Origin of the sequence: Streptomyces sp. NBC_01549 (assembly GCF_026339955.1) — a bacterium.
Lineage (GTDB): Bacteria > Actinomycetota > Actinomycetes > Streptomycetales > Streptomycetaceae > Streptomyces.
The window spans coordinates 25,920-52,028 of record NZ_JAPEPW010000002.1; the positions used below are offsets into that span (position 1 = coordinate 25,920).

Sequence of the window (26,109 nt, forward strand, 5' to 3'; positions counted from 1 at the left end):
TGTCGGCGAGCATAGTGGCGCGGTGACCGTGTTCACTCAAGCGTGGCAGTCGGCAGCCGCGCAGGCCTGGGCACCAGGTCTCTTCGCAAAGTCCCGCATCGGACGTCCCATGTGCGGCGCAGAGGTGTGCCGCTGCCGCACGGCCTCGGCCCGGGACGCGTCCACGCTTGTGGGGTTCGGCCCCTGGACAGGTCACGTGCGGCACTCACCCCCCATGACGAGGATTCCCGTGGCCATCACTGATATGACCTTCCAGCGCGCTCCCTCCCCAACGAACTTGACCTTCGAACTTCCGACGCACGCAGCCTCCGTCGGTGAGGCTCGCCGCCGCGTCCGTGCCCACCTCAGCCGTCAGAGTTGTTGTGACGACACCTGCGAGACCGCGGTCTTGCTGGTCAGCGAACTGGTGACGAACGCGGTGCGGCACACACGAAGTCCCCGGGTGAAGTGCTCCGTCGGGCTGGAGGCGGACACGGTCCGTATCGAGGTGGAGGACCACGGCGAGGGCGGCGCCCCTGTCGTGCTGGTCCAGGCTGCCGCCGATGACATGCACGGGCGAGGTCTGCACCTGGTGGCGGCACTCTCGCAGGAGTGGGGGGTCCGCGAAAGGAACGGCGGTCCCGGCTGCGTGGTGTGGGCACTCGTGTCCGCCGTCGAATGAGCACGCCGAAGGCGGCGGCTGGGGATCACGTGGACCGAATGCCGAGCCAGAGATGAACAGAGGGCAGGGACGCACGGGCAGCGGGAGTCATACGGAAGAGCTCTGAACGCAACATCCGCGGCGGCATACCGCCGACCCGGCAGCCGTTCGCCGCGCGATGTTCGCCTTGGGAAGGCACGCACTCGATGTCACACCGCAGACATCCGAAACCGTGAACGGGACACCACGAACGGCAGGAGCCGACCGCGTGGCCACGGGGCGATGCGCTCTGAGAACGCGGCACCGCCGACCCTCGGGACGTATTGTCGTGCGCGGCGTATTGAACGAGCGTGCTGGGATGCGAGACTCTCCCGAACTCCAGGACACGACCGACACACCGCTGACGCGGGCCGGCCGCATCCGATGGGCGCGACCCGAGCGCCCCACCCCGCGCACGAGCAAGCCCGGTGCACGCACTGCAAGCCCTGGCGTTGTCAGAACCCGGCTCTGCGCTCTAGCACAGATCTTGAGGGCGGGGCAGTCGCGGAGCGTCACTGAGGCAGGATCAAGTCCTCAGGCCGCCGTGATGCGGCGACTGCCCGTGGTGCTTCGGAAGCGGGCGTGGTACACGGTCGGAGAGACTCCGAGAGTGTGCTGAAAGACCCGGCGCAGGGACTCCGAGGAACCGAATCCGGCCTGCTGCGCCACTTCCTCCACTGTGCCGCTGCCCCTTTCGAGAAGAGCCTGAGCGGCTTCGACCCTGATGGATTCGACGTATTGCCCAGGAGTCATGCCGATCTCGGTACGGAAGAGCCGCCCCAGGTGCCGGGCGCTCACCCAGCTCACAGCGGCCAGGGAATCCAGGGTGTGCTCGGCCGAAGGGTCCGCACTGACGTGATCCAGTACGCGTCTCACCGCCGAGTGCTGAGGCTGAGATGAGACCAGTCGGGCGCTGAACTGCGCCTGTCCGCCGGGCCTGGCCATGAAGACGACCAGCTGCCTGGCCACGCTGCGCGCCACCTCGGCCCCCCAGTCCTCTTCGACCAGGGACAGCGCGAGGTCGATGCCTGCCGTGACACCGGCTGACGTGACGACGTGGCCGTCCCGGACGAAGAGAGGATCGCTTTCCACCCGTATCCCTGGCAAGGCCACCGCGAGGTCCGGGGCGAGCTCCCAGTGCGTCGCAGCGCGCCGGCCGTCCAGCACACCGGTCGCGGCGAGAACGAACGCCCCCGCGCACACGGAGGTCACCCGCTCGGCCCGATCGGTCAGGTCCGTGACCGACTCCACCAAGTCCGTGTCGTTGACAGCCTCCCGCCAGTCCCTCCTCCCCGGTATCAGCAGGGTGCCGATCCGGCGGGGAAGTGAGGAAACCGAGCCGTTGACGCCGAGCGCCAGTCCCGATGAGGTGACGACGCCGGCACCGGTGGGCGAGACGACTCGGACATCGTAGTCCGCACCATAGCGATTGGCGGTCGTGAAGACCTCGACCGGGCCGGTGACATCCATGAGCTGAACCGCGCCGAAGGCGACAACGGCGACCGTGTGACTGTGGTGGGACACCCGCGGGACTACTCCTTCCACGGGGACTCGAGGATCGTACGGACGAAATCACCGCGCTGGACGTCCGGGGCGAAGTGCTCCAGAACGTCGGCCTTCACATTGCCGAACGTCGTCTCCGGCTTGAGGCGGATACCGTCTTAGAACGCCTGCAGGATCCGGTGCTTGAAGTCGGGGCGGGGGTGCAGGGCCACGACCTCGGCCCGGTCCGCCTCCGGGATCGTGCCGTATCCGATGCCCAGTACGTCGTACTCCACCCCGGCGGTGACCAGGGCCACCTCCGGCTCCATGAACTCCGGTATCCCGGGAGTGGTGTGCAGGGCGATCGCCGTCCACACACGGCGAACACTGTCTTCCGGAATCCCACGCGCCTGCAGGAACCGCTTCGCTTCGTCGGCGCCGTCCACTTCGAAGCGGCGGCCGCTGCCATGGAAGGTGTCACCCAGGCCCACGTCGTGGAACATGGCGGCGATGTAGAGAAGTTCCGGGTCGAAACTCAGGTCGCGGTTGCGTCCCTGCAGGCTGCCGAAGAAGTACACCCGACGCGAGTGGTGGTAGATGAGCTCGCTCGTGGTGTCACGGATCAACTCCGTCGCCTCTCGAGCCAGCTTCGTCGCAGGCACGTCTACGTTCGCTGCCCCAGCACGATCGATTCCCATGTTGTCCGCCTCTTCCAGGTGTGTGTCGCCGTCCAGTCGGCGATGCCCTCTCCAGCGTGGCACCGGCGTCCTCTGCCTCGCCATGGCGATCAAGACGTGTAACCCACAGATACCGACATGAGGACGCCAGCGCGCCGCCTCCTCCCACTTGCCGAGGCGTGGGATGTCGAGGCATCCCAGCGGACCGCGAAGACGCGCGAGAGCTACGCCAACGATCTTGACGGCACTCGTGACCTGATCCCACTGCCGGTGGCCGGCAGCCGGTCCAAGGTCGATCAGGATCCGAGCACCTGGGTGACGCCCTCTGCGGCGTACCGCTGCCAGTACGTCATCGGCTGGTCGCCGACAACACCCCGCACGGGCTCGCCATCGAACCCACCGAGGAAGCGGCGCTGTCTGAGGACGACCTCAACCGCTGCCCCAACTAGCCCGTCACCGTCGCACTCCCACGCTGGCGCTGGGCTGCTCCGGCCGCCCGGCCGGAGCAGCACGCCACCGCCGAGGACGGAGGCGTGCACGCCTGCTCCCTCCGGGAGTTGCTCGACGAGGTAGCGCTGGTCGCCGCTCCATGCCACGTGTACGGCCCACACTTCGCCGGTGCGGAGTCCGAAGCCGGGTGCTCCCACCGTCACGAGGTAGGGAGAGCCGACGCCGGATTTCCCGCGGCGCACGTCGCGAACATGGGCACCGTGGTGCAGCGGGCGGCGCTGGGGAGACCGCTCCCGGCTCCACTTTCCGGTGAGGTCCAAGATCTCGGTGGCCCGACGCGGCAGGGGCAGCAGAGTCAGGGCGCTGCCCAGGTCGTAGGGCGTCGTGTCGGCGCTGCTCCCGCGGGAGAGGACGGCGTCGGTGGTGAGTATCCCGTGGGTATCCAGGGCGTAGGTGAGCGTGATGTCCAGTACGGACGCCGTCTCGGTCAACTGCGGCTCAAGTACACCGCCGCCGTCGGGGACCGCACGGTGGGTGGCCCCTGTCAGGGTCGGACGGGAGCGGTGGCGGCCAGGCTAGTGGTGGGCCGGGGTGCCGGTTCGGTGAGTTCCACGGCGAAGCAGGTGCCGGCCGCGCGCAGGCTGACGATTCGCGTGGGGGTGATGGGCATACGGTCTCTTGTCAGGGAGGACGGCAGGACGCACCGCACGGGCCGCGTCCTGGCCGCGGTGCGCCGAAGAGGCGGCGGTCACTTCTCGTTCAGGATGCTCTTGGTCTTGGCCTGCATGTCGGCGAAGACACTGTCGTCCTTCTGCCCGGCGAAGTAGGCCTCGATCAGAGGCTCGATCCGTGAGGTCGACGCCCTGCGCCTTGAGTGCCTTGGCGGAGGCGTCCATCGAGGCGGGGATGGACGGGAAGAAGGTGCCGGTCGCCGACGCCTTCGTTTGGCAGGTCTCGGAGCCCATGTAGGAGACCCACTTCCAGGCCAGGTCCCGGTTCTTCGTGCCGGCCCAGATGGTGTTGCCGTTGGAGTTGCTGAAGACGGCGCGGGTCTTGCCGTCGGAGCCGAGGACCGTGGGACCGATTCCGACCTTGATGTTGGGAATCTTGGCGTAGGTGGACGCCGACCACGATCCGCCCGTCTCCATCGCGACCTTGCCCGAGGAGAGCAGGTCGACATCGGACACAGTGTTGGTGAACGTACCGATCTTGGGTGCGTATCCCTTCGCCACCAGGGTGCGGATCCAGTCCATGGTCTTCACCAGTCGCGGATCGTTGTAGTTCAACTCGGTCGGCCAGTTGGCCTTGTTGCCCAGCCACCAGCCCGTCGTGGAGACGAAGGAGCTCCAGGTGGACTGGCCCAGGAAGTCCTTGGCGGCCAGCTGGCCGAAGCCGTAGGTCTTGATGTGTGCCTTGTCAAATCCCGGCTCGTCACCGCGTCGGCCCTTGGTATCGAGGGTCAGATGGGCGATCATCTTGCCGATCGTGCCGCCGTTGTCGGGGTTCCAGTTCAGGTTCTGGACGTCCTTGGCGCTGTATCCGGCCTTGGTGAGCATGTCGGTGTTGTAGTACAGACCGGTGGCGGCCCAGTCCAGGGGCAGGCCGTACTGCTTGCCTTCGGCGTACTTCCACGAGTCGACTCCGACGGAGAAGCGCGACAGGTCGAAGTTGTCCTTCTTGATGTAGTCGTCCAGCGGGAGCAGTTGGTTCTGGTCGGCGTACTGCGGGAAGAACTGGACGCTGTTCTGGAACGCGTCGGGAGCCGTGCCGGCCACGAAGCCGGCGGTGAGCTTGGTGAAGTAGTCCGTGACGTTGTACTGGGTGATCTTCACCGTGACGCCCGGGTTGGCCTTCTCGAAGTCCTTGGCGCAGACCTTGTAGGCGGTCGCCTGCTAGCGCCCACGTCCTGGCCATCAAGGTGTCGGCTCACTTGGCCGAGGCTGGAAGACGTCCTTGTTGACATGCGATGGCCTCCTCCGCACAGGCCGCGGCGAGTGTCTCCATCTCCTCGACAACTCCCGGATGTCTCATCGAGCACGTCGGCACGTATCTTTCCGCCGATCGAACTCGCGAGATCACGAAGCGACATGCCATCGGACAGGAAACCACGCGGTGTTCGTCGGCTTGGAACACGCGGCACAGCCCCAAAACCTCACTGGTCATTCATATTCCGGATGACTCACCATCGATAGCCGTCTTTCCCCCAGGCGGCATCGGAGTCATACGGTCGACGACGTGACCAGTGAAGTTCGTGATCCGGCGGAGCCGGGACCAGTGGCAGCCGTCCGGCCGTTGGTGCCCCGTCCCGGCCTGGACGACATAGGACTGCTCCTCGGAGATGTACCGCGGGGAACTCCCATCGAGATCGCCGACGGTACGACACCAGCGGTCCCTTCACGACCGGACGTGGCTCGTTGTTCGGCGGCGTGTTAAGCAGCGGGGAGAGTATCCGCCGCCAGAGCGTCGAGGCATGCGGGTCGACACCCACGACTTCCCCGACCGCGAGCTGGGCAGGGCGGTGCCCTACGGCATTTACGACGTCGCCGCGAACACCGGCTGGGTCAACGTGGGCACCGACCACGACACCGCCGCGTTCGCCGTCGAATCGATCCGCCGCTGGTGGAACGGAGCCGGGTGGGCCGCCTATCCGACGGCCGGCCGACTGCTGATCACCGCCGACGCGGGCGGCTCCAACGGCTACCGCACCCGCACCTGGAAGACCGAGCTCGCCCAGTTCGCAGCCGAGTCCGGCCTGGCAATCACCGTCTGCCACCGTGATGGCCTTGGCTGTGATCCGCCGTGTCGGTTGCCGGTCCCGGGTGTTGATCCGGTAGGAGAGCTTCGAGGAGTACTTCGAGTCCGGCCGTTTGAGGTGCCGGTCCGCCTCACGCAGGCGCCTGGCGCCGTTGTCGAGCTTCCGGCGCACCTTCGCCGCCAGCACTGCCAGGAACTTCTTGATCTTCTTGGGCGTATCCGCGCACTGGCGGACCACGCTGCGCCGCGTGTGCTTGAGGACCTTGACGAACGAGACCCGGTCCGGGTTGATGCCGTTGTCGTCGGCCAGACACATGATGACCCGCGTGAGGCAGTGGTGCACGACCAGGTGCGCCCAGACCTCCTGCCGCACCAGATCTGGGTCTCCCGAGCGCAGGACCTCGACCGGCCCGCGCTGGAACGTCTTGATCTGCCGGAACGCCGACTCCGCCTCCCACCTGGCATGGTAGAGCTCTGCCAACTCCGCCGCCGGATACGCAACCGGGTCCAACAGATCGGTCAACAGCCTGACCACCTCGCCGCCGTCGACGCGGTACTCGATCACCCGGACCAGCACCCCGCCAGGATGAGCGCCCTTCTGCCCGCCCAGGTTCATCCTCCCCAGGTAGGTCCCGTCGGGCAGATACTCAACCGGCCGGTGCGCCACCGGCGAGCGAGCCCGGATCAGCAGATGGGCCCCGAATCCGAGATAGGCCTTCCATAACTCGACCCCGGGGAAGCCCCGGTCCATGATGACGAGCATCTTGCTCGCCGAGGTCGCCAGAGTGATCGCCAACTCCCGCTCGCCGCCGTTGAATCCGCCCACCGCCGCGTCGATCTGCGCGTGCGTGCCACACTCGGTCAGTGTCACCACCCGCACTTGAGGGAACCCCGCCGGCTGGCCGTTCTTGACCGGCCCACCGAACGCGGCCCGGTTGGCCGGTGTGTCCGGCGCGTCCAGCACGAACCCGTCCACCGCGGCCAGCCGCATCCCGCGGTAGAAGGAGCCCTCCAGGCCGACGGGGGCCAACGGGTCGGCCAGCTCGCGGAAGACGGTCTCCAGGACCAGCGGTCCCAGACGCCTGCGCGCCCGCGTGAACGAGGACTTGTTCGGGATGCTCCCGCTCAACTCCCTGATACTGCCCACCAGTTGCTCCGCCGCATCGTCATAGGAGTCCTGTTGGAACAGCGCCAGGGCAAGCGTGAAGTAGACCATGAACCCGGCCGGCAGCGCGCCGGGCTTCTTGTCCCGGACCCGGCACTTCTCCAGCACCTCGGCGACCAGTTCCGGAGTCACCCACCGGGTCACCACCCCCAGTCGCACATGGTCGGACAACCCCACCCAAGGATGCATGTCGGGCCCAACGACCGCGCTCCTCCGGCGTCACTGCGAACTGCTTGACGAGTTCAAGCAACGGCATTGGCCCGGAACTTCGAAGTGGAACCGGATCGAGCACCGGCTGTTCTCCCACATCACCATGAACTGGCACGGCAGGCCCCTGACCAGCCACGAAGTCATCGTCCAGAGCATCGCCGCGACCACCACCACAACCGGCCTGACGGTGCACGCCGAACTCGACACTTCTCAGAGTGCGGAACGTGGGCTCTTGTCCGTTTCGTGGTTGAGGTTGTGGAAGGACCGCTGGTCGCGGGTGGGGGGTGGTCCTCAGGCGCCGGGGCAGGCGAACAGGCCGGGTTCGGGTTCGATGAGGATGCCCCGGCTGACCAGGCGTTTCAGTTTGCAGCGGATGCCTTCGGTGTTCTTCGGGAGGATCGGCAGGTCGAGGGCCTGGCAGAGGTCGCGGGCGCGTATCGGCCGGCCCGCGTCGGTCAGGGCGGTAAGGATCTGCTGGTAGGCGGGGTGGTCCGGGATGTCGGGGCGGTCCGGCCCGGTGGAGGGTGAGGGCAGCGGGAGAGTGAGGAGGGTCTTGCGGGTGATGCGCAGGTTCTCGCTCTCCGCGTCGAGTTCGCCGAGCTGCCGGGTGAGCTCTTCGATGCGGGCCCGGAACTGCCCGGCCTGGTCGTCCAGTTCGCGTTCGCGGGTCTCGATGTGTTCCAGGATGACTTTGACCTGCGGGTTCTCGCTCATGCGGTCCTCCAGGAGGCGCTGGTGGCTCCGGTGAGGCGACGGCTCATGACGGAGGCCATCGCCCACAGAACGCGGGAGCGGGAGGAGGCGGGGCGGTGTTCGTAGTCGCGTACGAGACGGCGGTAGAACATCAGGATCCCGTTCGTCTGCTCCACGATCCACCGTTTGGCCTGTGGAACGAAGCCCTTGTCGTCCGGGTTGCGCTCGACGATCTCGACGTCGATACCCACGTTCTTGCCGTGCTCGACGACCTTCTTCTTGAAGCCCTGGTCGACCAGGGCCTTTTTCACCGTGTCGCACTGCTCGGTGACAGCGTCCAGCAGGGCGATGCCGGCGGTGTTCTCGTGCGCGGAGGCGGGCAGGACGACGCAGTCAATGACGAGGCCCAGCACGTCCACGGCCAGGCATCTCTTCCTGCCCGGCACCCTTTTCGCGGCGTCCCGGCCCGTCGTCGTGGCCGGGACGCCGACGGCGGCGTGGATGCTCTGTGTGTCCAGGACCACCAGGCTCGGGTCGGCTAATCGTTTCCGCTTCTCCCGCAGCTGCCAGCGCAGCAGGTCGTGAATGTCCTGGTCGGTGCCCTCGTCGCGCCAGAGGTAGAAGTAGTACTTCACCGCTCCGGGCGGGGGCATGTCATGGGGCAGGAACTCCCACTGACAACCCGTGCGGTTCTGGTAGAGGATGGCGTTCACGATCTCCCGCATCGCGTACTTCCCCTGATGCCCGCTGACTGACGGATGCCGGGCCTTCCATGCCGTGATCACGGGTTCGAGGAGCTCCCACTGCTCGTCGGTGAGATCACTCGGGTACGGCTTGCGCATGCTCATGCCACAACTCAAGCGAACCCCGAACTCCTGACCACCAGCGATGCCCCAACATCACACCATCGAGCGATGACAAGACCGACGGAACGCCACATCCCGCACTCTCAGTACCCCACCGGCATTCAGGTCAGCGACGACAAGATCGCCGCCCTGCCGATCTCACGGCACCGCTTCCACTGCGACTGGAACTACACCCTCGACCCCCAGCAGCCCATAGAGGCGACGCCGATCAGCAGCACACCGGACCGGCCGTCGGCGAACACACCACATCGGCTCGCGCCAAGTTCGCTGCAGGACCCGGAACTGACCGGCATGACCCGCCAACAGCTCAGCGCACTCATGGACACGCTGACTCCCGCGCTGGCGGTTCAACGTGAGCAAGTACTCCGCACGCGTCGCGGTCACGAGCGCCTGGTGGCCCCCGGCACGGGCGCCAAGGCCAAACTCGCCCCAGCCGACCGGATCCTGGTCACCGTGCTCCACCTGCGCAAGCTCGCCACCATGGACCTCCTCGGCCAACTCTTCGGCGTCACCGCCATGACCATCAGCCGCGCGAGCCAGGAAGTCCGCCCGCTCCTGGAATCGCACGGCCACCACATCAACACCTCCACCGCCCGCTTCCGCACCCCATCCGATGTCGCGAGGTTCCTCGCTTCCAAGCCCACCTAAAGCAAGATCAAGAAAGCATGTTGATGATCTGCACGCCCTTAGGGTGCGTATTGAGTTGTGATCAATGGGCGGTTCTCGTGAGTTCTTTGAGCCAGATCATCGAGGCACGCAGGTGGAGGCCGGCGAGGTAGCTGGCCGGGGTCTTGTCGTATCGGGTGGCGATGCCCCGCCAGGCCTTGAGCTTGTTGATCAGGCGCTCGACGGTGTTCCTCTCCTTGTAGAGGTCGGCGTCGTGGCTGACGGGCCGGCCGCCGCTGGAGCCCTTCTTCTTCCGGTTGGCGGCTTGGTCCCTCTTCTCCGGGATGACTGCTTTGATGTGGCGTTTGCGCAGGTGGGCTCGGTTGCCGCGGGAGGAGTAGGCCTTGTCCCCGGCGACCGCGTCCGGGCGGGTGCGGGGGCGGCCGACGGGCCTGCGGACCCGTACCTTGTTGAGCACAGGGATGAATTGCGGGCTGTCCGCGGCCTGGCCCGCGGTCAGGACGATTGCCAGCGGGCGGCACTTTCGGTCGGCGGCGAGGTGGACCTTGCTGGTCTGCCCGCCCCTGGAACGTCCCAGGAGAGCGGCCTTCAGACGGACTCTGCGTCGGCGCCGGATGCGTCGCCGCTCTTCCCGTTCGGGATCCTGCCCGTTTCGTTCTTCGCAGTCGCCCCCTTTGACCTGGCCTTCTCCTCTTCGGCGGCGGCCTTCTCCAGGACGGTGAGGAGGTCCTGGTCCAGGTGCATCCCGGCGGCGTCGTGATGGGCGCGCGCGGTGGTGGAGTCGATGCTGACCAGGGACAGATCCACCTCGCCGCGCTTCGCGGCTTCCGTGATCAGGCCCTCCAGCAGAGCCTCGAAGACGCCCGCGTCACGCCACTGCCGAAAGCGGTTGTGCACAGTGGACCAGGCGCCGAACTCCTGGGGCATCTCCCGCCACTGGCCGCCGGTCTTGAACCGCCAAATCACGCCTTCGAACTGCTGCCGCAGCCGCGTGGGGTACGGGCCGTACTCGTCGATCGGCAAGTACGGCTCGATGAACTCCCACTCCTCATCCGTCAGTTGCACTCGCGTCACACAAGAAGATCTACCGCTCCAAGCCCTGCCGCGAGGACGAAACCCGCAGATTGATCGCGACTCGATACAGGCCCTAGTAGTCGGGTCGCCCGGGGGAATCTCACCCCCGGGCTCCCACGGAACCGTACGTGACAGTCTCCCGTCATACGGCTCTTGTCGTTCTGGGCCTCGCCCCTGCCGGGGCCGCCCAGGTCCAGTGAGCGAAGTACTTCGGGCGCAACGTGTGGCCTTGGGCCAGCCGTTGCAGGGCTTGTTTCATCCCGACCCGGTACTTCTTCTGAATCCACCGCAGCAAGTAGGTGTTGATGCGGTCGAACAGCGGATACAGCGCTGAGCGGTAGAAGCGCCCGTAGTAGTTCATCCATCCCCGAACCACCGGATTGACCGTCCGGGTCAGATCGGATGACTCCTGCGCCGTGCGCCGGTGCAGCCTCCAGGACCGCACCGTCCTGCTCAGCCTCTTCAGGGCTTGGTTACTGATCGCGGGCAGGAACGCGGTGAACATCACCCCGTGTCTGTCCTTGGCTCCTCGCGGCCGGAACGTGAACCCCAGGAACGTGAACTCGGTGACCGGAAACCGGCCCCGACGGTTGTCGTCCTTGCAGTACACGATCCTGGTCTTGTCCGGATGCAGCTCCAGACCGACCTCGGCCATCCTGGACCGCAGCGCGGCCAGGACACGTTCCGCTTCCGCCAGGGTGCGGCAGTGCACCACCGCATCATCGGCGTAACGCTCGAACGGGCAGCCCGGGTACTCTCGGACCATCCACGCATCGAACGCATAGTGCAGAAACAGGTTCGCCAAGACGGGCGACACCGCAGAACCCTGCGGCGTGCCCTCTACCCGCTCAGTCGTGGACCCGTCAGGCAGGCGCAGCCCCGCGGCCAGCCACCGCTTGACATACAGCACCACCCAACCGGCGTCGGTGTGCGCCTCGACCGCGGCCACCACTTTGTCCCACGGGACGGTGTCGAAGAACTTCCGGATGTCGAGCTCGACCACCCAGTCGAACCGCCAGCACCGCTCCCGGCAGGACGCAACGGCGTCCAGTGCCGACTTGCCCGGCCGATACCCGAAGGAGTCCGCGTGGAAGATCTGCTCCACCCGCTCCGACAGATGTCCGGCCACCACCGTCTGCGCGACCCTGTCGGCGACGGTCGGCACCCCTAACACCCTGATGCCACCCCCGCTCTTGGGGATCGGCACCGCTTTGACGTCCGGTGGGAAGTACGTGCCCGAGGACATCCGGTTCCAGACCTTGTACAAGTTGTTCTTCAGGTCCTTCTCGAACGCCTCGACCGACACTCCGTCCACCCCGGACGAGCCCTTGTTCCCTCTCACCTTCACCCAGGCGTCCCACACCTCCTGCTTGGAGATGTCGAACGGCTTGGCCGACGCTTTCAACTCGTCCATCCCGCTCCTCCCGGAAAACTTCCGGTTGACCGAACAAACCAGTCACGAACAACCCGGCCCCTTCGCTCCACCCCGATTACCGGGGCTTGCCCACTACTACGAGCCGGTCCGCCGGCGCGCCGCGCGACGGTACTCAGCACCCGGTCGGAGGACTTCCGGACCGGGCTCTTCCTGTCGCCCCGGCCGCTGAGCCAGGGCAGTATCGCGACACGCCTTCCCACGTTCCGCACGGAAGCCGCAGACCGGGCTCGCGCCGCCTTCATGCCGGACACCGCCTGGCCAATAAGCGGTCACCCGCCAGGCTTGTCCCGGGATCCTGAAGTCACCCCGGTTTCGATGTCACCTACTACTTACGACACGTCATCAGCGGTTCACTCGCGTTCGCCTTCCCGGTCCCCACCTGACGCCTGACCAGCGCCTTTTCCCCGGACGCTCACCACGACGGTCTTCAGCCAACGCAGCTCGGGGCGGTTTGACGCCTCCCACCGCAGGGCGACGCCGAAGGGCCACAAGACCTTCATCTTCCGCACAGCACCACATCAAGCAGGGTCTCTGCCTACATCAACCTCACTCTCAGTGTTCGTGGCACACCTCCAGCCGTAGATCGTTATGTGCCCTGGTCTTGGGGCTGTCTGCCACTGGCGGAAACTCAGGTGGCCTCAGCGCACGATCTGGGTAGAGTCGGGCAATGCCCGAGCTGAAGCGGCTGCATGCCGACCACGCCCCGGCGGTCCTGGCCTTCGAGCTGGCGAACCGCACCTACTTCGCTGCCTCGATCTCCGACCGCGGCGACGACTTCTTCGACCAGTTCACCGACCGGTACAACGCCTCGCTGGTCGAGCAGGAGGCCGGCATCTGCGCCTTCTACGTGCTCGTCGCCGAGGACGGCTCGGTACTCGGCAGGTTCAACCTGTACGACTTGGAGGACGGCACTGCCAGACTCGGCTACCGGGTCGCGGAGCGGGTCGCCGGCCGCGGCGTGGCGACCGCGACCGTCCGGGAGCTGTGCCGGATGGCGACAGCGATGCACGGCCTGCTCACACTGCGGGCGGCCACCTCCCACGACAACGCCGCGTCCCAGAAAGTCTTGGCCAAGGCCGGGTTCGTCTCGGTTGGCCCTGCCACCCCGGCCGATCTCGGCGGCAAGTCAGGCACTTGGTACCAGCGCGACCTCCAGCCATAGACCTTGATCTTGCTCATGGGTCGGCTACGGGAAGGCTGCGGCCACCGCTGATCATCGGTGCGTGAAGACTAACGATCTTGCGACGGCCGCAGGTCACAGCGTGGACCCTGCTCGCTGGCAGGAAGCGTTCGAGGGCCTGATGAGCCGGATAGCCGGCCGGTTCGCCCGGGTTGAACCCCGGCGTCGGGTACGGGATCTGATGCTGGGGCTGCTGTCGGACCTGCCATGCAAAAACTGTTGGAGCATCGCCGAGTGGGCCGGAGAGGCCACCCCGGACGGCATGCAGCACCTGCTCTGCCGGGCCCGATGGGATGCCGACGCCGTGCGCGATGACGTGCGCGAGTACGTCCTGGAGCATCTACTGCTCTGACCGCATTGGGCCGCCGGGTTGGCCGTCGTGGCGGTTGGATGTGCGTTGACGTCCGTTCCGACCGCTGGAGGCGCGGTGGCTGAGCTTGTCCGTGTGCGCAGACTGACTGACCAGGAGGGGCAGCGGCTGCAGCAGATCGTGCGCCGGGGCAGCACGAGTTCGGTGCGTTACCGGCGGGCGATGATGCTGCTGGCCTCGGCCGGCGGGAACCGCGTGCCGGTGATCGCCCAGCTGGTGCAGGCCGACGAGGACACCGTCCGTGATGTCATCCACCGCTTCGACGACGTGGGCCTGGCCTGCTTGGACCCTCGGTGGGCGGGAGGCCGTCCCCGCCTGCTCAGCACTGACGACGAGGACTTCGTCATCCAGACGGCCACTACCCGCCCCGCCAAGCTCGGCCAGCCCTTCACCCGCTGGTCTCTGCGCAAACTCGTCGCCTACCTGCGGAAAGTCCACGGCCGGGTGATCCGCATTGGCCGCGAGGCGTTACGCGGCCTGCTCGCCCGCCGTGGTGTCACCTTCCAGCGCACGAAGACATGGAAGGAATCCCCCGACCCGGACCGTGAGGTGAAGCTGGACCGGATCGAGGAGGTCCTGGACCGCTTCCCCGACCGGGCCTTCGCCTTCGATGAGTTCGGACCGCTCGGGATCCGGCCCACCGCGGGCTCGGGCTGGGCCGCGCGGAAACATCCCGACCGGGTGCCGGCCACGTACCACCGCACCCACGGGGTGCGCTACTTCCACGGCTGCTACTCGGTCGGCGACGACCGCTTGTGGGGCCTCAACCGCCGAAAGAAAGGTGCCGCGAACACGCTGGCCGCGCTGAAGTCGATCCGGGCCGCCCGGCCCGACGGCGCACCGATCTACGTCATCCTGGACAACCTGTCCGCCCACAAAGGCGCCGACATCCGCCGCTGGGCGAAGAAACACAAGGTCGAATTGTGCTTCACCCCGGCCTACGCCTCGTGGGCGAACCCGATCGAGGCGCACTTCGGACCGCTGAGGCAGTTCACCATCGCCAACTCCCACCACCCCAACCACCCCGTGCAGACCCGGGCCCTGCACGCCTACCTGCGCTGGCGCAACGCCAACGCCCGCCACCGCGACGCCCTGGCCGCCGAACGCAAGGAACGCGCCCGCATCCGCAGCGAGAAGGGCATCTGCTGGGGCGGACGCCCGCTCACGACGGCAGCCTGACCAAAACGCTCCGGGGGGTCAAACCACCAGCGCCGCGTGCAGCGCACTGAAGGTCTCACGAAGCTCCAACGTGGCGATCGGATCGATCTCCATCTGCAAATGGCACACGTCGTCGTCGCCGTTGGGAATCAGGCGCACGAAAAAGGCGAAACCGTCCCCGACTGGCTCCGCCTTCAACGTCAGCGGATTGTTCCGACCGGGAGTCACCGCCGCCGAAAAGCGTCCACCCGACGGCGCGCGCAGGTGAGAGAGCATGCGGGCCACGAAGTCCACAACCTCCGCAGCGCTGAGATCCGCGGTGAAGTCAGCTGTCAGCCAGGAGGACCAATCTGCGGTGATCTGCCAGCTGTCCGCACGGGTCCGAGCCAGTTCCAGCCACACAGCATCGTTGCCGAGGCGTATCCGCGGCTCTTCCATCGTCGCCCTCCGACATCCATGGTCTGGACTCAAGATCATATGGGCCGGATCTCCATCGTCGGAAGTCGCCACTTGCCATCCACCCACCCGCCACCCCGGCGAACCTTCCCGGTCAGAGCACTCCCGTCTGCCGTCGGCCCACACACCGTGGAGCGGGCGTGGTTCAGGGCGTCAAGGTGGAGCGCGGCACTGTGCGAACGACCTTGACGCCCTGGGCCGCGTCCGCTCGGCTCTGCCTGGGTCGATGGCAGACGGGATGGAAGCCTCAGCCGGACCCGCCGCTGCGCAGTCGGTGGCGCTGGGCGAGGCGGATGACGTCGCGTGCGGTGATGATGCCGGTGAGGCGTTGGCCGTCGAGAACGAGAATGCGTACGCCGCCGCCCGGTCGGAGATTCCTGAGAGTGTTTTCCAGGAGGTCGACCGGGGCGCAGGTGCTGCACTGCGACAGGGGAGTCGCCGCGTCGCGCAGCCGCAGCGTCCCCCGCTGCGCCGTGGGGATCTTCGCGAGCTGCGGCAGATGAAGCAGGCCGCTGGGGCGGCCCTCGAAGTCGAGCAGCGGCAGCGTCGAGTGGCGTGTGTTCAACGACGGCCCGTCGATGAAGCTCTGCACCGTTACCCAGTCGGGGGCGGTCTCCACGGGGGTGGACATGGCGTCGGCGGCCCGCAGCCCGGCCACGGCCTCGGCCAGGGCGGCCTGCTGCCGCTCGAGGTTGGCGGCGATCAGGATGAAGAAGCCGACGAACGCCAGCCACAAACCGCCCGCTGCGCCGCGCAGGAGAGAGATCAAACCGAGGGCGATCAGCAGCGTGCCGAGCACCTGGCCGCTGCGGCCGGCTGCTCGTTCGGCCCGCTCCCGGTCTCCGGTGCGCCACCACACCGCGGCCTGCACCACCCGGCCGCCGTCGAGAGGTGCGGCGGGCAGGAGGTTGAACACTCCCAGCAGGAGGTTCGTCCAGCCGAGCCACACCAAGACGGCCGCAGGCACCTTCCAGCCGAGTCCCGTGTCGAGTCCGATCCCTGCGGCGAGCGCCGCTCCGCCGATGATCAGGCTGGTGAGCGGTCCGATCACGGCCACGACGAAGGCCGCGCCGGGTGCGGGGGGCCTGCCCATTTTGGTCATGCCCCCGAGGGCCCAGAGGGTGACGTCGTGGACGGGAATGCCTTTGCGCCGGGCTGTGACGGCGTGCGCGGACTCGTGAGCCAGCAGGCTCAGCAGGAGCAGCAGGGCGCCGATGAGTCCGCCGAGTGTGTAGGCGGCCTGGGAATGTCCCGGGGCCCAGGCGGGAAGGGTCTGGCCGCCCAGGCCGTAGCCGAAGAGGAACACCAGCACGGGCACGCTCCAGTGGAGGCGCAGGGGCACCCCAAGGACTCGCCCGATCCGCGGCGCGTTGTTCATCGCTGTCTCCTGCACGACTGAGCGTGCGTCCGTCCGTCCACGCGTGCCGGTGGGCCACGGCGGCTTCCGCGCGACCGGGCCTGCGCGGTGTGTCTCCTCACTTACAGTCTTGCTCCGTGGAGCCGCGTAACCGAGGACGTGGTAATCGAGGGCATAGACGTTTCTGCCGAGTAGGGCCGGGTGGCAACGGCCGTCGCCCAGGTCCAGGCATCCGCCCCGATCCTCCGGAAGAGCCCCGCCGCATTGCCCAGCACTGCCCGTCACGCCCGTCGCGGAAGCGCCCGCGAAAACCGCGGCCCAGGACACGATCACCAACGGGTCGGCCGCCGTCGCGCAACGCGCACCTGGCCGGGCGGCGCGGCATGCTGGAAGTGACGCCGGCCAGCGCCAGGTGTTCTGTGCGCGGAGGGAAGGCGAGGCGATGAACAGGTATCCCGGGCGCGGTGGCCCGCTGAGCAGCGCGCGGTGATCGCGATGCGGGTGTGCGGGGTCCGGGATCCGGCAAGCAGGACCATGCTGCACCGGCCGGTGCGGACAAGGCGCCCGCGTCGCCGGCCCGTGGAACCGCCCTGGTGAGGAGGCCAACGGCCAACGCGTGGCTTAGCCCCGCCCCGGTCGGGAGCCGGGCTGATGCGTCAGCCGCATTCCGTGCATTTCAAGGCGGTGAGGTACGCCATGGCAACGTTGGAGATCCACGGCCTGCACTGTTCGGTCCAGACCGACACCGGTCCGCGCGAGATCCTGCGCGGGGTCGACCTGACCGTGCAGCAAGGTGACACTCACGCGATCATGGGACCGAACGGATCCGGCAAGACGACCCTTGCATACGCTCTCGCCGGCCACCCCAAGTACAAGGTCACTTCCGGCACGGTCACCCTGGGCGGGGAGGACGTGCTGGCGATGAAGGTCGACGAGAGAGCCCGCGCCGGGATGTTCCTCGCCATGCAGTACCCCGTCGAGGTTCCCGGCGTCTCCGTGTCCAATTTCCTGCGCTCCGCCGCCACCGCTGTCCGCGGCGAGGCCCCTCGCTTGCGCATCTGGTTGAAAGAGGTCCGCGAGGCGATGGAGAGGCTCCAGATCGACCCGTCCTTCGCCGAGCGCAACGTCAACGAGGGCTTCTCCGGCGGAGAGAAAAAGCGCCACGAGATCCTCCAGCTGGAGTTGCTCAATCCGCGCATCGCGATCCTTGATGAGACCGACTCCGGGTTGGACATCGACGCGCTGCGCATCGTGTCTGAAGGCGTCAACCGGGTCCGCGCCACCGGGCAGACCGCCACACTGCTGATCACCCACTACACGCGCATCCTGCGCTACGTCCACCCCGACCACGTCCACGTCTTCGCCGAGGGCCGGATCATCGAATCCGGCGGCCCGGAGCTCGCGGACAAACTGGAGGAGGAGGGATACGAGGGATACGTGAAGGGCGACGGCTGACCGTCCCACCTCGTGCAGGCCGGACGTCGGCTGCGTCGAGGAGGTCGTTCGGGCACCGGGAACGGGGACGCCAAGCCCTGCCGCGCCGGTCACTACGGGACCGTCGACTCACCAGTGGCGCGTACTGGCAGAGGGGCGGGCGGTTTGCGGTGGTCCAACTGCGGTCGAACATCACGGTCGTAGATACGGCGCCGTCGCCGTACGGGTGTTGAGGTCCTATGCCGCGCCTGTGGAAGTGACGACGCCGAGCTGTCTACGTGAAGTCCATTGATCTGGCCGGGCGGGCGCCCATAACCGACCGGCAGGAGCGACCGGCGCAGATTCTGCCCGTCAGGTGATGTGCATCAGCCCACCAATCCAAGTCACAGTGGGCGACCCCGGCCAGCAGCGAGCGAGCCAAGAGTGGCAGTCGGGTCCACCCCCTGGCATTCTTGCTACAGAATCGACGGCGATGCCCCACTCCAGGAGGGAGATCGCTGTCGGTGCTCCGGGCGGCGAACGGTGAGCAGCGTCAGAAGGCGGGAGCTGGTGCTGAAGACGTTCGAGCAGGCGCGCAGCGGGGCGGGAACGAGGACCGCCTTGTACGAGGCAGGCGGGTAGACCCGCAGATAGGTTCCGGGATGAGTCATCGAAAACACGTCACCAGGGTGCGGCCACGCCGCTGTCCTGGCCGCGGCGGACTACCCCGCAGGCAAGACAGTCGCCGACGTCCGGCCCATCCGCGACGACAGCGAGCGCCGCGTCCGCGACCTTCTCGACGACCTCGGCGTCCCGGCACAGCACTGACTGCGGACATTGGTACGGCAGCCGGCCTACGACTCGTCTTCGCCGACGTGGGTCGAAAATAATTCCAGCGACTGAGGCGACGGGGTTCCGTTCCGGGCGTACCGGCTAAGCACAGCGCCGTGAGCGGTGCACACCACCCCTGCCACCTGTCCGGCCAACGCCACGATCACGACATCCCCTGGCCACGGCCGCGCATGCCTGCCTGGCCGTCCTGCGCGCCCGCGAGCTGGACGCGGCAGAAACCGCCGTGGGGGCAGCGGGGCGGAAGAGAGGCCGAAGCCTCCTCGCTGGGTTGGAGAGACAGGCGGTTCGGCCTCTGCGGAGACCGTATCGCCCGTATCGCCCGTACCCTTCGGGGTGTCTACGGCGTCACACAGCGGGCGCCAAACCACTGGAGGCAACACCCCGTGCTGATTGCTCAGCGTCCATCCTTGACCGAAGAGGTCGTCGACGAATTCCGCTCCCGGTTCGTGATCGAGCCGCTGGAGCCGGGCTTCGGCTACACCCTCGGCAACTCCCTGCGTCGGACCCTCCTGTCCTCGATCCCGGGTGCGGCGGTCACGTCCATCCGCGTCGACGGCGTTCTGCACGAGTTCACTACCGTGCCGGGCGTCAAGGAGGACGTCACCGACCTGATCCTCAACATCAAGCAGCTCGTCGTGAGCAGCGAGCAGGACGAGCCGGTCGTGATGTACCTGCGCAAGCAGGGCCCGGGTCTGGTCACCGCCGCCGACATCGCGCCCCCGGCCGGTGTCGAGGTGCACAACCCCGACCTCGTCCTCGCCACGCTCAACGGCAAGGGCAAGCTGGAGATGGAGCTGACCGTCGAGCGCGGTCGCGGCTACGTCTCCGCCGTTCAGAACAAGCAGGTCGGTCAGGAGATCGGGCGCATCCCGGTCGACTCGATCTACTCGCCGGTGCTGAAGGTCACGTACAAGGTCGAGGCGACCCGTGTCGAGCAGCGCACCGACTTCGACAAGCTGATCGTCGACGTCGAGACCAAGCAGGCCATGCGTCCGCGTGACGCCATGGCTTCCGCCGGTAAGACGCTGGTCGAGCTCTTCGGGCTCGCCCGCGAGCTCAACATCGACGCCGAGGGCATCGACATGGGCCCGTCCCCGGTGGACGCCGCCCTCGCCGCCGACCTGGTACTGCCGATCGAAGACCTCGACCTCACCGTCCGGTCGTACAACTGCCTCAAGCGTGAGGGCGTCCACTCCGTGGGTGAGCTCGTCGCCCGCTCCGAGGCCGACCTCCTGGACATCCGCAACTTCGGTACGAAGTCCATCGACGAGGTCAAGGCGAAGCTGGCCGGCATGGGCTTGGGCCTCAAGGACAGCCCACCCGGGTTCGACCCGACCGCCGCCGCACTCGGTGCGGACGACGACGGGGACGCGGGTTTCGTGGAGACGGAGCAGTACTGAACGCTGCGCTGCGCCGGTCATAGAGACACCTCGCGCACGGGGGGCAGGAGAACGTCCACGCTGTTCCCTGCCCGCTGGGCGACCTCGGCCGGATCCGCGCCCGCGCGCACAAGCTGGCGAAGGGAGCCGACGACAAAGCGGCGCAGCTCCGGCACTTCCCGTACGATCCGCTGCTCAGCCAGCCGGCGGTCGCCTGCTTCCGGGCTTGCCTGCTGTCCCCGTCGCCCCAGCTGGTCTGACGCAAGGCGAACTCGGTCGGAATCCATCACACGTGGGCGTACGTGAGGCGCCTGGCCGCAGAGAAACTGGGGACGGCGCGGTGTGCGGGCACGTACAGACGAGCGCCATAGGAAAGCGGCTAAGCCTTGATCCACCGACGTGGTCTGAAAATGATCTTCTGACTGATCCTGAGCCGGTTTCGGGGCGGTGATTGTGGGCGGGCAGGTGGCACCCGCTGGTCTGCCCAGCATTTCCACGTTGTTCGGTTCCGGTTGGGCCTTGGCGGGCGGGGTGGGCAGGGTCGTCAGGCGGGTCCGGGTGGGTCGTGGGCGGTGTCGAAAAGATGTGTCCAGGCGTGCTGCCAGGGCCAGTTGTGTGGCAGGTGCAGGGTGATACGCCGTGCGGAGCGGGCGATCCGGGCCGGAATCTGGACCAGGTGGGCACGGAGAGTGGCGGTGGTGGCCTTGGCGTGGAAGGCGGAGGTGAGCGCGCCGGTGGCCCGCAGCAGGTTGTAGGTCATGGCCCACAGGGTGAGCCAGGCGGCGTTGGCGTGGAAGTGTCCGGAAGGCAGGTGGGTCAGTGCGGAGGCTTTGCTGTCGGCGATGACCTGTTCGACCACCGCGTGGTGGCGGTGTTCCCGCTCGGCCTGGAGGGTGGGGGCGGGGTTGTCGGTGAAGAACGGGTGGTAACGCCAGACGGGGAACAGTTCGCCCTGCTCACCTACGACGGCGGGTTTGGCGAGGTCACGGACCCGGCGGACGATCAGCCGGGCGGTGACTTGCTCGCTCTTCTTGCGGCTCGCGAAGGCGGTGTAGGCGGGCATCTCGGCGACTTCGGCGTCCGAAATGAGTTCGCCGGTCTCGGGGTCTGGCACCGCGGTCGGGTAGGTGATCTGCTGCCATGCTTCGGTGGGAATGGCGAGGACGGCCCGTTTGATGGAGGGGTTCATGCCGGTGGTGATCGAGAAGTGGGCTCCGGCCCGGCGGCAGGCGGCGATCACACCGGCGTTGTAGAACTGCGAATCGGCGCGCAGGATGCGGGTGCCGGTGCAGCCGGCCTCCCGGGCGGTGGCCAGGGCTTCGCTGACGAACTTCGGGGCGCCGCGGGAGTCGGCTGCCTTGCCGCGGCGCATGCGGACTCCGGCGATCACCGGGCGGGAGCCGGGCGTGCAGATGGTGGCGAGCAGGGGGTGGAGGGTGCGGATGCCCTTGAACCGGCCGTACTCGGCACCCTGTTTGGCCCGGCCGTAGACCCGTTTATGGGTGGAGTCGACATCAATGAATGCCATCGCGTCGGCGCCGGGCAGCAGCGGGGTATGCGCGGCCAGCGCGCCAAGGAACCGGCGGTGAACGGCGTGCAGTTGGAGAGCGTGACCGTGGGTGAACGAGCGCAGGAACGTGCCCAGCGTGGACGGGGCACGAATGCCCGCGAACACGGCCGTCATCGCACCATGGCGCAGAACGTTCAGGTCGTCGATGCTGTCCGCACCTGCGGCCATGCCCGCGACGATGCTGGTGACCTTGGCGTCCGCCGCCGCCCCCGCGCTGTTGCTCGCGCCGGTCAGCTTCACGTTCTCGGCCACCAGACGCGAAAGACCGCCCCGCTCGGCCAGGCGCATCACCGGGACCAGCCCGGCATACGCGATCAGATTCGGGTCATCGAACGCAGCGGAGACCGCCGCCGATGTATGGGAAACTTTCATCTCGGAAGTGCCTTGCCGATCGTGCGTGCTGGAAGCCTGAAGAACTCCCATCATCGCAGGTCACAAGGCACTTCCTCGTTTTTCTAGCCGCTATCCACAAGACGCCGGCCGGTGGATCAAGGCTAAGGGCGACCGACGGGCCAGAGAGGGGGACCAGACCCGTCCCACCAGCCCCAACAGCCTTGCTCGCCCAAAGCCTTACGAGCCATCCGTTCCTGGCTCACCCCCGCCATCACCCTGAACCGATGGTGGCGAGCCTGGACGGACAAGGACCCGCCCCCCGACCTTCAGGCCCTGATCGACGCGGTCACCACCGGACACGGCATTGACCTCTACCGCCGGATCTAACGAACTCGCCGGCATGGTGTCGGTGATCGACACCAGAACCAACCAGGTGATCGGGTCCCCCATCACCGTCGGCAACGCCCCGGCCGGACTCGCCGCCTCGGGATGGGTCGAAGACGTGATCGTCCGGTTCGTCCGGCCGGCGGATCCCCCTTTTCGCCCGTGGCGGAGGAGTGTTGGTGAGCGCGGACAATGGTGGAGCCGATCTGCGCCAGCGAGTCGATGTCGCCGACAGCCTCGGCGTGGGCCTGGGATTTGCTCCAGGGCACGAGTGGACACGCCGTCCGGGGCGTAGCGGGGGCTGGCCGGGAGGCGGCGCGGGGAGCTTCTGGGACAGTTCGATCATGTTGCCCCACGGGTCCCGGAGAACGCCAGGCGGCGGCTGGTGTCCTCGATCTCGAAAGGCTTGCCGATGAGGTCGACGCCGCGCTCGGCGAGTTCGGTGCGCGCTGCGCCGACCTCATCGACATGAACGCACATGTACTGGTAGCCGCCGTGCTGCAGGCTGACGCCCAGGTCGTCAGGCGATCCCACGGAAGCCCGTGAGTTGGTTGAAGCAGCGCTCGATCATGTTGCGTCGACGGTATGTCTCCGGTCGAATCCTGGTGGTCTGCCTGCGCGGCAGCTGCGTCTCATCCGGCGTCGTCGTTGGTCGATCTCCTCGGGGATGGTGTGCGCACTGCGTGCGCGTGGCAAAGGTCGCGCCTGGCGCCACTGTTGGAAGCATGCCTTGTTGTGTGACCTGCGGTGCCCCATCGTGGAGATGAGGCATTGAGCAGGTGTCGATACCGGCGCAGCAGCGAGATCTTCGAAGCCGAGCCATCGCCGTGCCGGCAGCGGCCCGCGGCTTGGCCGGCTTCTACGTGGCCTTCGGTGTGACCCTGGCCGGTTTCGTCCTCGCCTCGAACGTACTTGGCCTGGCAAAGCTCTTGCACCTGCGTCACCGGTTTTGGCTGCTCGGCGGCGCTTCGGCGGCCATCGGCACCCTCGCAGCGATCATCGCCGGCCCCCTTCTGGGTGCTGTCCCGGCCCCCGTCATATTCTTGGCCCTCACCCTCACCTTGCTGGCAGCCGCAGCCGCCTTCACCACCAAGCTGCTTGGCGCCTACCTCGGCCCAGTCGGCCTCCCCATCGCCACCCTCGTGCTGCTCACCGTCGGCAACGCCACCAGCGGCGCAGTCATAGGGGCTGATCTGCTGCCCAGCGCCGCCCGAGCCGTCTCGGCACTGCTACCGCCGGGCGCAGCCGTCCGCGCAATCCGCAGCCTGAGCTACTTCGGGGGCGCGCACGCGACGGGACCCATCGTCACGCTCGCGCTCTGGGCCGTCATCGCTGCACTCCTTGTCGCCCTGCGCCCCCGCCTCATGCGGCGTGCCGCAGTCGATGGTTGACGTGTGGTCTGTGTGTGGCCCCATGCCTCGAGGACGGAAAACCCCAGCCGCACAAACGTCGTCCACCTGAATCGCCTTGCGGCGATCAACGCTTCACAAATTCACTGAGGCTTCGCCATCTTCGAACGTGCTGGTCGGAGGGGCTGGCGTGACGCTCCAGGGCTGTGCTCGTGCTGGTCGTGGGCGGGAGTCCGCTGTCTTGATCGACCGACGGGGCGGGCTGGGGCGGTTTCGCTGGTTCCTCCGCGTAGCGGGTCTGGTGACGCCTACGATCCGGTTCATGGTGGAGTCCGAGATCGCGGAACGGATCGCGGCGCGACGCGCGGAGCTGGACGAGCTCGAAGAACAGCTGGCCAAGCAGCTTGACGAGGTGCGGGCCGAGCGCGACGAACTCGCCATCGCCGAACGGGTCTGGCAGCAGATGGCCGAACAGATCGCCGTGAAGACGGCGGCGGCCGAGCCGGTGACCACGCAGGTTCGCGGGCCGGGCGGTGCTGCTGGTCCCGCACCGGGGCCCGGCGTCGGCGAAAACGCGCTGCCGCCGGAGTATCAGCGCATCCTCGCGATCGTGCGCCAGGCCGGGGCGCCGGTGGCGGCCAAGCAGGTCGGCGAAGTGCTGGAGGTGGCGGTGCGGGGCAAGCTGGAGCCGCTGCGCGGGAAGCTGTCCAAGCTCGCCGACCGGGGGTGGCTGCGCAAGCTGCCCGACGGACGCTTCACCGCACGCCTGTGACCGGGCCCACCGCAGGCCGTGTGACGTAACTGTGGTGCACCCGGCGGCCGTTGAGATTGTGTGACCAAAACCAACGCGCCCGCCGAGGGCGTCTCCCCTGTCTACCAGTGCAAGCTGAACCTGTCCACGCGCACCGTCGTCTACCTCGCTGACTTGCTGCGCTCCCACCTCAAGGCGATCCGCTCCCCGTGGTGGTACCTGTCCGCGGGCCGGATAGCGGTGCTCGTGCTGGCGATGCTGCGGCACTCATCTGCTCCCGACGCCTCTCGCGTCAGCTGTGACGCAGTGGGCTTCCGCTATGGGACGTTCCAGGCGGAGATGAACGGCTGCCCGTCCTCCGCGGCCAGGAAGCTGAGAGTGCCTGGATGCGGGTGGCCAAGCAGTCGGCTCGCGGACGCGTCGAGGCCGAGCCAGCGCACGGTGAGCACGCGGGCCAGATGGCCGTGCGCGACGACGGCGACGTCGCCGTTGCTCAGCAGGGGACGTATGCGGTCCAGCGCCGCGTCAATGCGCGCGGCCATTTGCTGGAGCAGCTCGCCAGGATGGTCGGCATCGCCAGGAATGACACCGTCCCGCCACAGGTCCCAACCCGGCCTCGACTCGCGAATCTCCTCGGCGGTCAGACCCTCGTAGCCGCCGTAGTCCCACTCCAACAGGTCGGGATCGGGCTTGGCACCGGTCAAACCGGCCAACTCGGCCGTCCGCATAGCGCGGCTCAGCGGGCTGCTGAACACGGCAACCAGACGGCGGCGGGCCAGCCTCGGAGCAAGAGCCCTGGCCGCAGCCTCGCCCGCGTCAGTCAGCGGAACGTCGGTCCGGCCAGCGTGCTGGCCGGACCGACTCCACTCGGTCTGGCCGTGCCTGATCACTATCAGCTCACCCATAGCCGCGCACGCTACCCAATCTTGTGGCACCCCGAGACACGTTCCTCGCCTTCGCCACCGCGCCTACCCGTCATCATCTGCGGCTACGGACTCAGCAAATGAGATGGCTTCAAAACCGGATGGTAGGCGGCACAGGAGCCGCGACGCGCAGGAGTTGGTGAAACCGCCCCGACCTGCCCCGGCAGAGGATCAGGACCGCAGACTCCCGCCCGTGACCAGCACGAGCAGCCCGGAGAGCCGTCACGCCAGCCCCTCCGACCAGCACGTTCGAAGATGGCGAACCCTCAGTAAAGACAGCCCACTCGGAAGCCAGCCGCGATTGGGCCTGGCCGACCGAGCCGAGCAGCAGCCACGGTCACTGTGTCGAGCAGATGGATTCACTCGCGGTACAGCACCACTTTCAGGGCTCCTGTGGTGGTGCCGTGTGCGAACACCTCGTAGGCGTCTTCCATACGGTCAAGACCGAAGGTGTGGGGAGATGCCCTCCTCGCGGAGCAGGACTCGAAGGCCTTCATGGCTGATGTCATCGGCCACCCCCTC

Annotated in this window: 22 protein-coding genes and 6 pseudogenes; 11 read left to right on the plus strand and 17 right to left on the minus strand. The window is 67.4% G+C overall.

What is annotated here, in order from left to right:
- Positions 1-229: 229 nt before the first annotated feature.
- Positions 230-661: an ATP-binding protein gene (locus OG819_RS34595; protein WP_266653068.1), complete on the plus strand. Its 432-nt coding sequence runs from the start codon at positions 230-232 to the stop codon at positions 659-661.
- A 552-nt stretch (positions 662-1,213) separates the two neighbouring features.
- Here OG819_RS34595 and OG819_RS34600 read toward each other — a convergent pair.
- From OG819_RS34600 to OG819_RS34615, 4 genes and pseudogenes are all read right to left on the minus strand, one after another.
- Positions 1,214-2,203, minus strand: coding sequence for a DJ-1/PfpI family protein (locus OG819_RS34600; RefSeq protein WP_266653070.1), 990 nt, complete (start codon positions 2,201-2,203; stop codon positions 1,214-1,216).
- Between the two features lie 8 nt (positions 2,204-2,211).
- A pseudogene (locus OG819_RS34605) lies at positions 2,212-2,859 on the minus strand (HD domain-containing protein).
- A gap of 275 nt (positions 2,860-3,134) precedes the next feature.
- A complete protein-coding gene (locus OG819_RS34610) occupies positions 3,135-3,779 on the minus strand; it encodes a glycoside hydrolase family 36 N-terminal domain-containing protein (RefSeq protein ID WP_266653072.1) in 645 nt (214 codons plus the stop codon).
- An 84-nt stretch (positions 3,780-3,863) separates the two neighbouring features.
- Positions 3,864-5,120: a sugar ABC transporter substrate-binding protein gene (locus tag OG819_RS34615; RefSeq protein WP_266653074.1), complete on the minus strand. Its 1,257-nt coding sequence runs from the start codon at positions 5,118-5,120 to the stop codon at positions 3,864-3,866.
- A gap of 641 nt (positions 5,121-5,761) precedes the next feature.
- On the opposite strand from OG819_RS34615, the pseudogene OG819_RS34620 reads away from it, so the two are divergent.
- Positions 5,762-6,061: pseudogene (locus OG819_RS34620) on the plus strand (ISAzo13 family transposase); the annotation flags it as partial.
- A gap of 312 nt (positions 6,062-6,373) precedes the next feature.
- Here OG819_RS34620 and OG819_RS34625 read toward each other — a convergent pair.
- Positions 6,374-7,396 (minus strand): annotated as a pseudogene (locus OG819_RS34625) (IS4 family transposase); the annotation flags it as partial.
- 70 nt (positions 7,397-7,466) lie between these two features.
- Between OG819_RS34625 and OG819_RS34630 the strand changes: the two are divergent.
- Positions 7,467-7,628 (plus strand): annotated as a pseudogene (locus tag OG819_RS34630) (ISAzo13 family transposase); the annotation flags it as partial.
- Positions 7,629-7,708: 80 nt separating this feature from the next.
- Here OG819_RS34630 and OG819_RS34635 read toward each other — a convergent pair.
- Both OG819_RS34635 and OG819_RS34640 read right to left on the minus strand, forming a co-directional pair.
- Positions 7,709-8,131 carry a hypothetical protein gene (locus tag OG819_RS34635; RefSeq protein WP_212726660.1) on the minus strand — a complete coding sequence of 141 codons (423 nt, stop codon included), beginning with the start codon at positions 8,129-8,131 and terminating at the stop codon, positions 7,709-7,711.
- Complete coding sequence (locus OG819_RS34640) at positions 8,128-8,958, minus strand: IS5 family transposase (protein WP_266653077.1); 831 nt, start codon at positions 8,956-8,958, stop codon at positions 8,128-8,130. Before OG819_RS34640 ends, OG819_RS34635 begins: the two co-directional genes overlap by 4 nt.
- Positions 8,959-9,024: 66 nt before the next feature.
- Here OG819_RS34640 and OG819_RS34645 point away from each other — a divergent pair, with 66 nt between their 5' ends.
- Entirely contained in the window at positions 9,025-9,624 is a 600-nt protein-coding gene (locus OG819_RS34645; RefSeq protein WP_266653079.1) for a transposase family protein, read from the plus strand.
- Between the two features lie 61 nt (positions 9,625-9,685).
- Here the strand turns inward: OG819_RS34645 and OG819_RS34650 are convergent.
- Positions 9,686-10,677: pseudogene (locus OG819_RS34650) on the minus strand (IS5 family transposase).
- Positions 10,678-10,819: 142 nt separating this feature from the next.
- Positions 10,820-12,091 (minus strand): group II intron reverse transcriptase/maturase, encoded by a 1,272-nt coding sequence (gene ltrA / locus OG819_RS34655; RefSeq protein ID WP_266647954.1) that lies wholly within the window; start codon positions 12,089-12,091, stop codon positions 10,820-10,822.
- Between the two features lie 688 nt (positions 12,092-12,779).
- On the opposite strand from ltrA, the gene OG819_RS34660 reads away from it, so the two are divergent.
- The 3 genes and pseudogenes from OG819_RS34660 to OG819_RS34670 all read left to right on the plus strand — a co-directional run bounded on the left by OG819_RS34660 (position 12,780) and on the right by OG819_RS34670 (position 14,841).
- The gene (locus tag OG819_RS34660; RefSeq protein ID WP_266653081.1) at positions 12,780-13,274 is read left to right on the plus strand and encodes a GNAT family N-acetyltransferase; all 495 of its coding nucleotides are present in this window, start codon (positions 12,780-12,782) and stop codon (positions 13,272-13,274) included.
- Positions 13,275-13,413: 139 nt separating this feature from the next.
- Positions 13,414-13,635, plus strand: a pseudogene (locus OG819_RS34665) (IS701 family transposase); the annotation flags it as partial.
- An 84-nt stretch (positions 13,636-13,719) separates the two neighbouring features.
- Positions 13,720-14,841, plus strand: a complete 1,122-nt coding sequence (locus tag OG819_RS34670) for an IS630 family transposase (RefSeq protein ID WP_323139393.1) — start codon at positions 13,720-13,722, stop codon at positions 14,839-14,841.
- 18 nt (positions 14,842-14,859) lie between these two features.
- On the opposite strand, the gene OG819_RS34675 is transcribed toward OG819_RS34670, so the two are convergent.
- Both OG819_RS34675 and OG819_RS34680 read right to left on the minus strand, forming a co-directional pair.
- Positions 14,860-15,258 carry a hypothetical protein gene (locus OG819_RS34675; RefSeq protein ID WP_266653085.1) on the minus strand — a complete coding sequence of 133 codons (399 nt, stop codon included), beginning with the start codon at positions 15,256-15,258 and terminating at the stop codon, positions 14,860-14,862.
- Between the two features lie 265 nt (positions 15,259-15,523).
- Positions 15,524-16,654, minus strand: coding sequence for a site-2 protease family protein (locus OG819_RS34680; protein ID WP_266634024.1), 1,131 nt, complete (start codon positions 16,652-16,654; stop codon positions 15,524-15,526).
- 675 nt (positions 16,655-17,329) lie between these two features.
- On the opposite strand from OG819_RS34680, the gene sufC reads away from it, so the two are divergent.
- Positions 17,330-18,088: a Fe-S cluster assembly ATPase SufC gene (gene sufC / locus OG819_RS34685; RefSeq protein WP_266634022.1), complete on the plus strand. Its 759-nt coding sequence runs from the start codon at positions 17,330-17,332 to the stop codon at positions 18,086-18,088.
- A 434-nt stretch (positions 18,089-18,522) separates the two neighbouring features.
- Here the strand turns inward: sufC and OG819_RS34690 are convergent, their stop codons facing one another.
- On the minus strand, positions 18,523-18,717 hold the full coding sequence (locus OG819_RS34690) for a hypothetical protein (protein WP_266634020.1): 195 nt from the start codon (positions 18,715-18,717) through the stop codon (positions 18,523-18,525).
- A 10-nt stretch (positions 18,718-18,727) separates the two neighbouring features.
- Positions 18,728-18,871, minus strand: coding sequence for a hypothetical protein (locus OG819_RS58705; RefSeq protein ID WP_323138221.1), 144 nt, complete (start codon positions 18,869-18,871; stop codon positions 18,728-18,730).
- Positions 18,872-19,281: 410 nt separating this feature from the next.
- Between OG819_RS58705 and OG819_RS34700 the strand changes: the two genes are divergently transcribed.
- Positions 19,282-20,298, plus strand: coding sequence for a DNA-directed RNA polymerase subunit alpha (locus OG819_RS34700; protein WP_266634018.1), 1,017 nt, complete (start codon positions 19,282-19,284; stop codon positions 20,296-20,298).
- A 523-nt stretch (positions 20,299-20,821) separates the two neighbouring features.
- Here the strand turns inward: OG819_RS34700 and OG819_RS34705 are convergent.
- On the minus strand, positions 20,822-22,219 hold the full coding sequence (locus OG819_RS34705) for an IS1380 family transposase (protein ID WP_266624488.1): 1,398 nt from the start codon (positions 22,217-22,219) through the stop codon (positions 20,822-20,824).
- Between the two features lie 687 nt (positions 22,220-22,906).
- Positions 22,907-23,098: a hypothetical protein gene (locus OG819_RS34710; protein WP_266634016.1), complete on the minus strand. Its 192-nt coding sequence runs from the start codon at positions 23,096-23,098 to the stop codon at positions 22,907-22,909.
- 245 nt (positions 23,099-23,343) lie between these two features.
- Between OG819_RS34710 and OG819_RS34715 the strand changes: the two genes are divergently transcribed.
- Both OG819_RS34715 and OG819_RS34720 read left to right on the plus strand, forming a co-directional pair.
- Positions 23,344-23,955 carry a hypothetical protein gene (locus OG819_RS34715; RefSeq protein ID WP_266653087.1) on the plus strand — a complete coding sequence of 204 codons (612 nt, stop codon included), beginning with the start codon at positions 23,344-23,346 and terminating at the stop codon, positions 23,953-23,955.
- Positions 23,956-24,235: 280 nt separating this feature from the next.
- The gene (locus OG819_RS34720; RefSeq protein WP_266634012.1) at positions 24,236-24,685 is read left to right on the plus strand and encodes a hypothetical protein; all 450 of its coding nucleotides are present in this window, start codon (positions 24,236-24,238) and stop codon (positions 24,683-24,685) included.
- 296 nt (positions 24,686-24,981) lie between these two features.
- On the opposite strand, the gene OG819_RS34725 is transcribed toward OG819_RS34720, so the two are convergent.
- Positions 24,982-25,569 carry a histidine phosphatase family protein gene (locus tag OG819_RS34725; RefSeq protein WP_266634010.1) on the minus strand — a complete coding sequence of 196 codons (588 nt, stop codon included), beginning with the start codon at positions 25,567-25,569 and terminating at the stop codon, positions 24,982-24,984.
- Positions 25,570-25,946: 377 nt separating this feature from the next.
- Complete coding sequence (locus tag OG819_RS34730) at positions 25,947-26,096, minus strand: hypothetical protein (RefSeq protein ID WP_266635226.1); 150 nt, start codon at positions 26,094-26,096, stop codon at positions 25,947-25,949.
- Positions 26,097-26,109 lie beyond the last annotated feature (13 nt).

Bases quoted from the DNA above. Each gene is read 5' to 3' on its own strand.
- OG819_RS34635 (WP_212726660.1), bottom strand. From the start codon at position 8,131: ATGAGCGAGAACCCGCAGGTCAAAGTCATCCTGGAACACATCGAGACC.
- OG819_RS34640 (WP_266653077.1), bottom strand. From the start codon at position 8,958: ATGAGCATGCGCAAGCCGTACCCGAGTGATCTCACCGACGAGCAGTGG.
- OG819_RS34645 (WP_266653079.1), top strand. From the start codon at position 9,025: ATGACAAGACCGACGGAACGCCACATCCCGCACTCTCAGTACCCCACC.
- ltrA (WP_266647954.1), bottom strand. From the start codon at position 12,091: ATGGACGAGTTGAAAGCGTCGGCCAAGCCGTTCGACATCTCCAAGCAG.
- OG819_RS34660 (WP_266653081.1), top strand. From the start codon at position 12,780: ATGCCCGAGCTGAAGCGGCTGCATGCCGACCACGCCCCGGCGGTCCTG.
- OG819_RS34675 (WP_266653085.1), bottom strand. From the start codon at position 15,258: ATGGAAGAGCCGCGGATACGCCTCGGCAACGATGCTGTGTGGCTGGAA.
- OG819_RS34680 (WP_266634024.1), bottom strand. From the start codon at position 16,654: ATGAACAACGCGCCGCGGATCGGGCGAGTCCTTGGGGTGCCCCTGCGC.
- sufC (WP_266634022.1), top strand. From the start codon at position 17,330: ATGGCAACGTTGGAGATCCACGGCCTGCACTGTTCGGTCCAGACCGAC.
- OG819_RS34690 (WP_266634020.1), bottom strand. From the start codon at position 18,717: ATGACTCATCCCGGAACCTATCTGCGGGTCTACCCGCCTGCCTCGTAC.
- OG819_RS34705 (WP_266624488.1), bottom strand. From the start codon at position 22,219: ATGAAAGTTTCCCATACATCGGCGGCGGTCTCCGCTGCGTTCGATGAC.
- OG819_RS34720 (WP_266634012.1), top strand. From the start codon at position 24,236: ATGGTGGAGTCCGAGATCGCGGAACGGATCGCGGCGCGACGCGCGGAG.
- OG819_RS34725 (WP_266634010.1), bottom strand. From the start codon at position 25,569: ATGGGTGAGCTGATAGTGATCAGGCACGGCCAGACCGAGTGGAGTCGG.
- OG819_RS34730 (WP_266635226.1), bottom strand. From the start codon at position 26,096: ATGACATCAGCCATGAAGGCCTTCGAGTCCTGCTCCGCGAGGAGGGCA.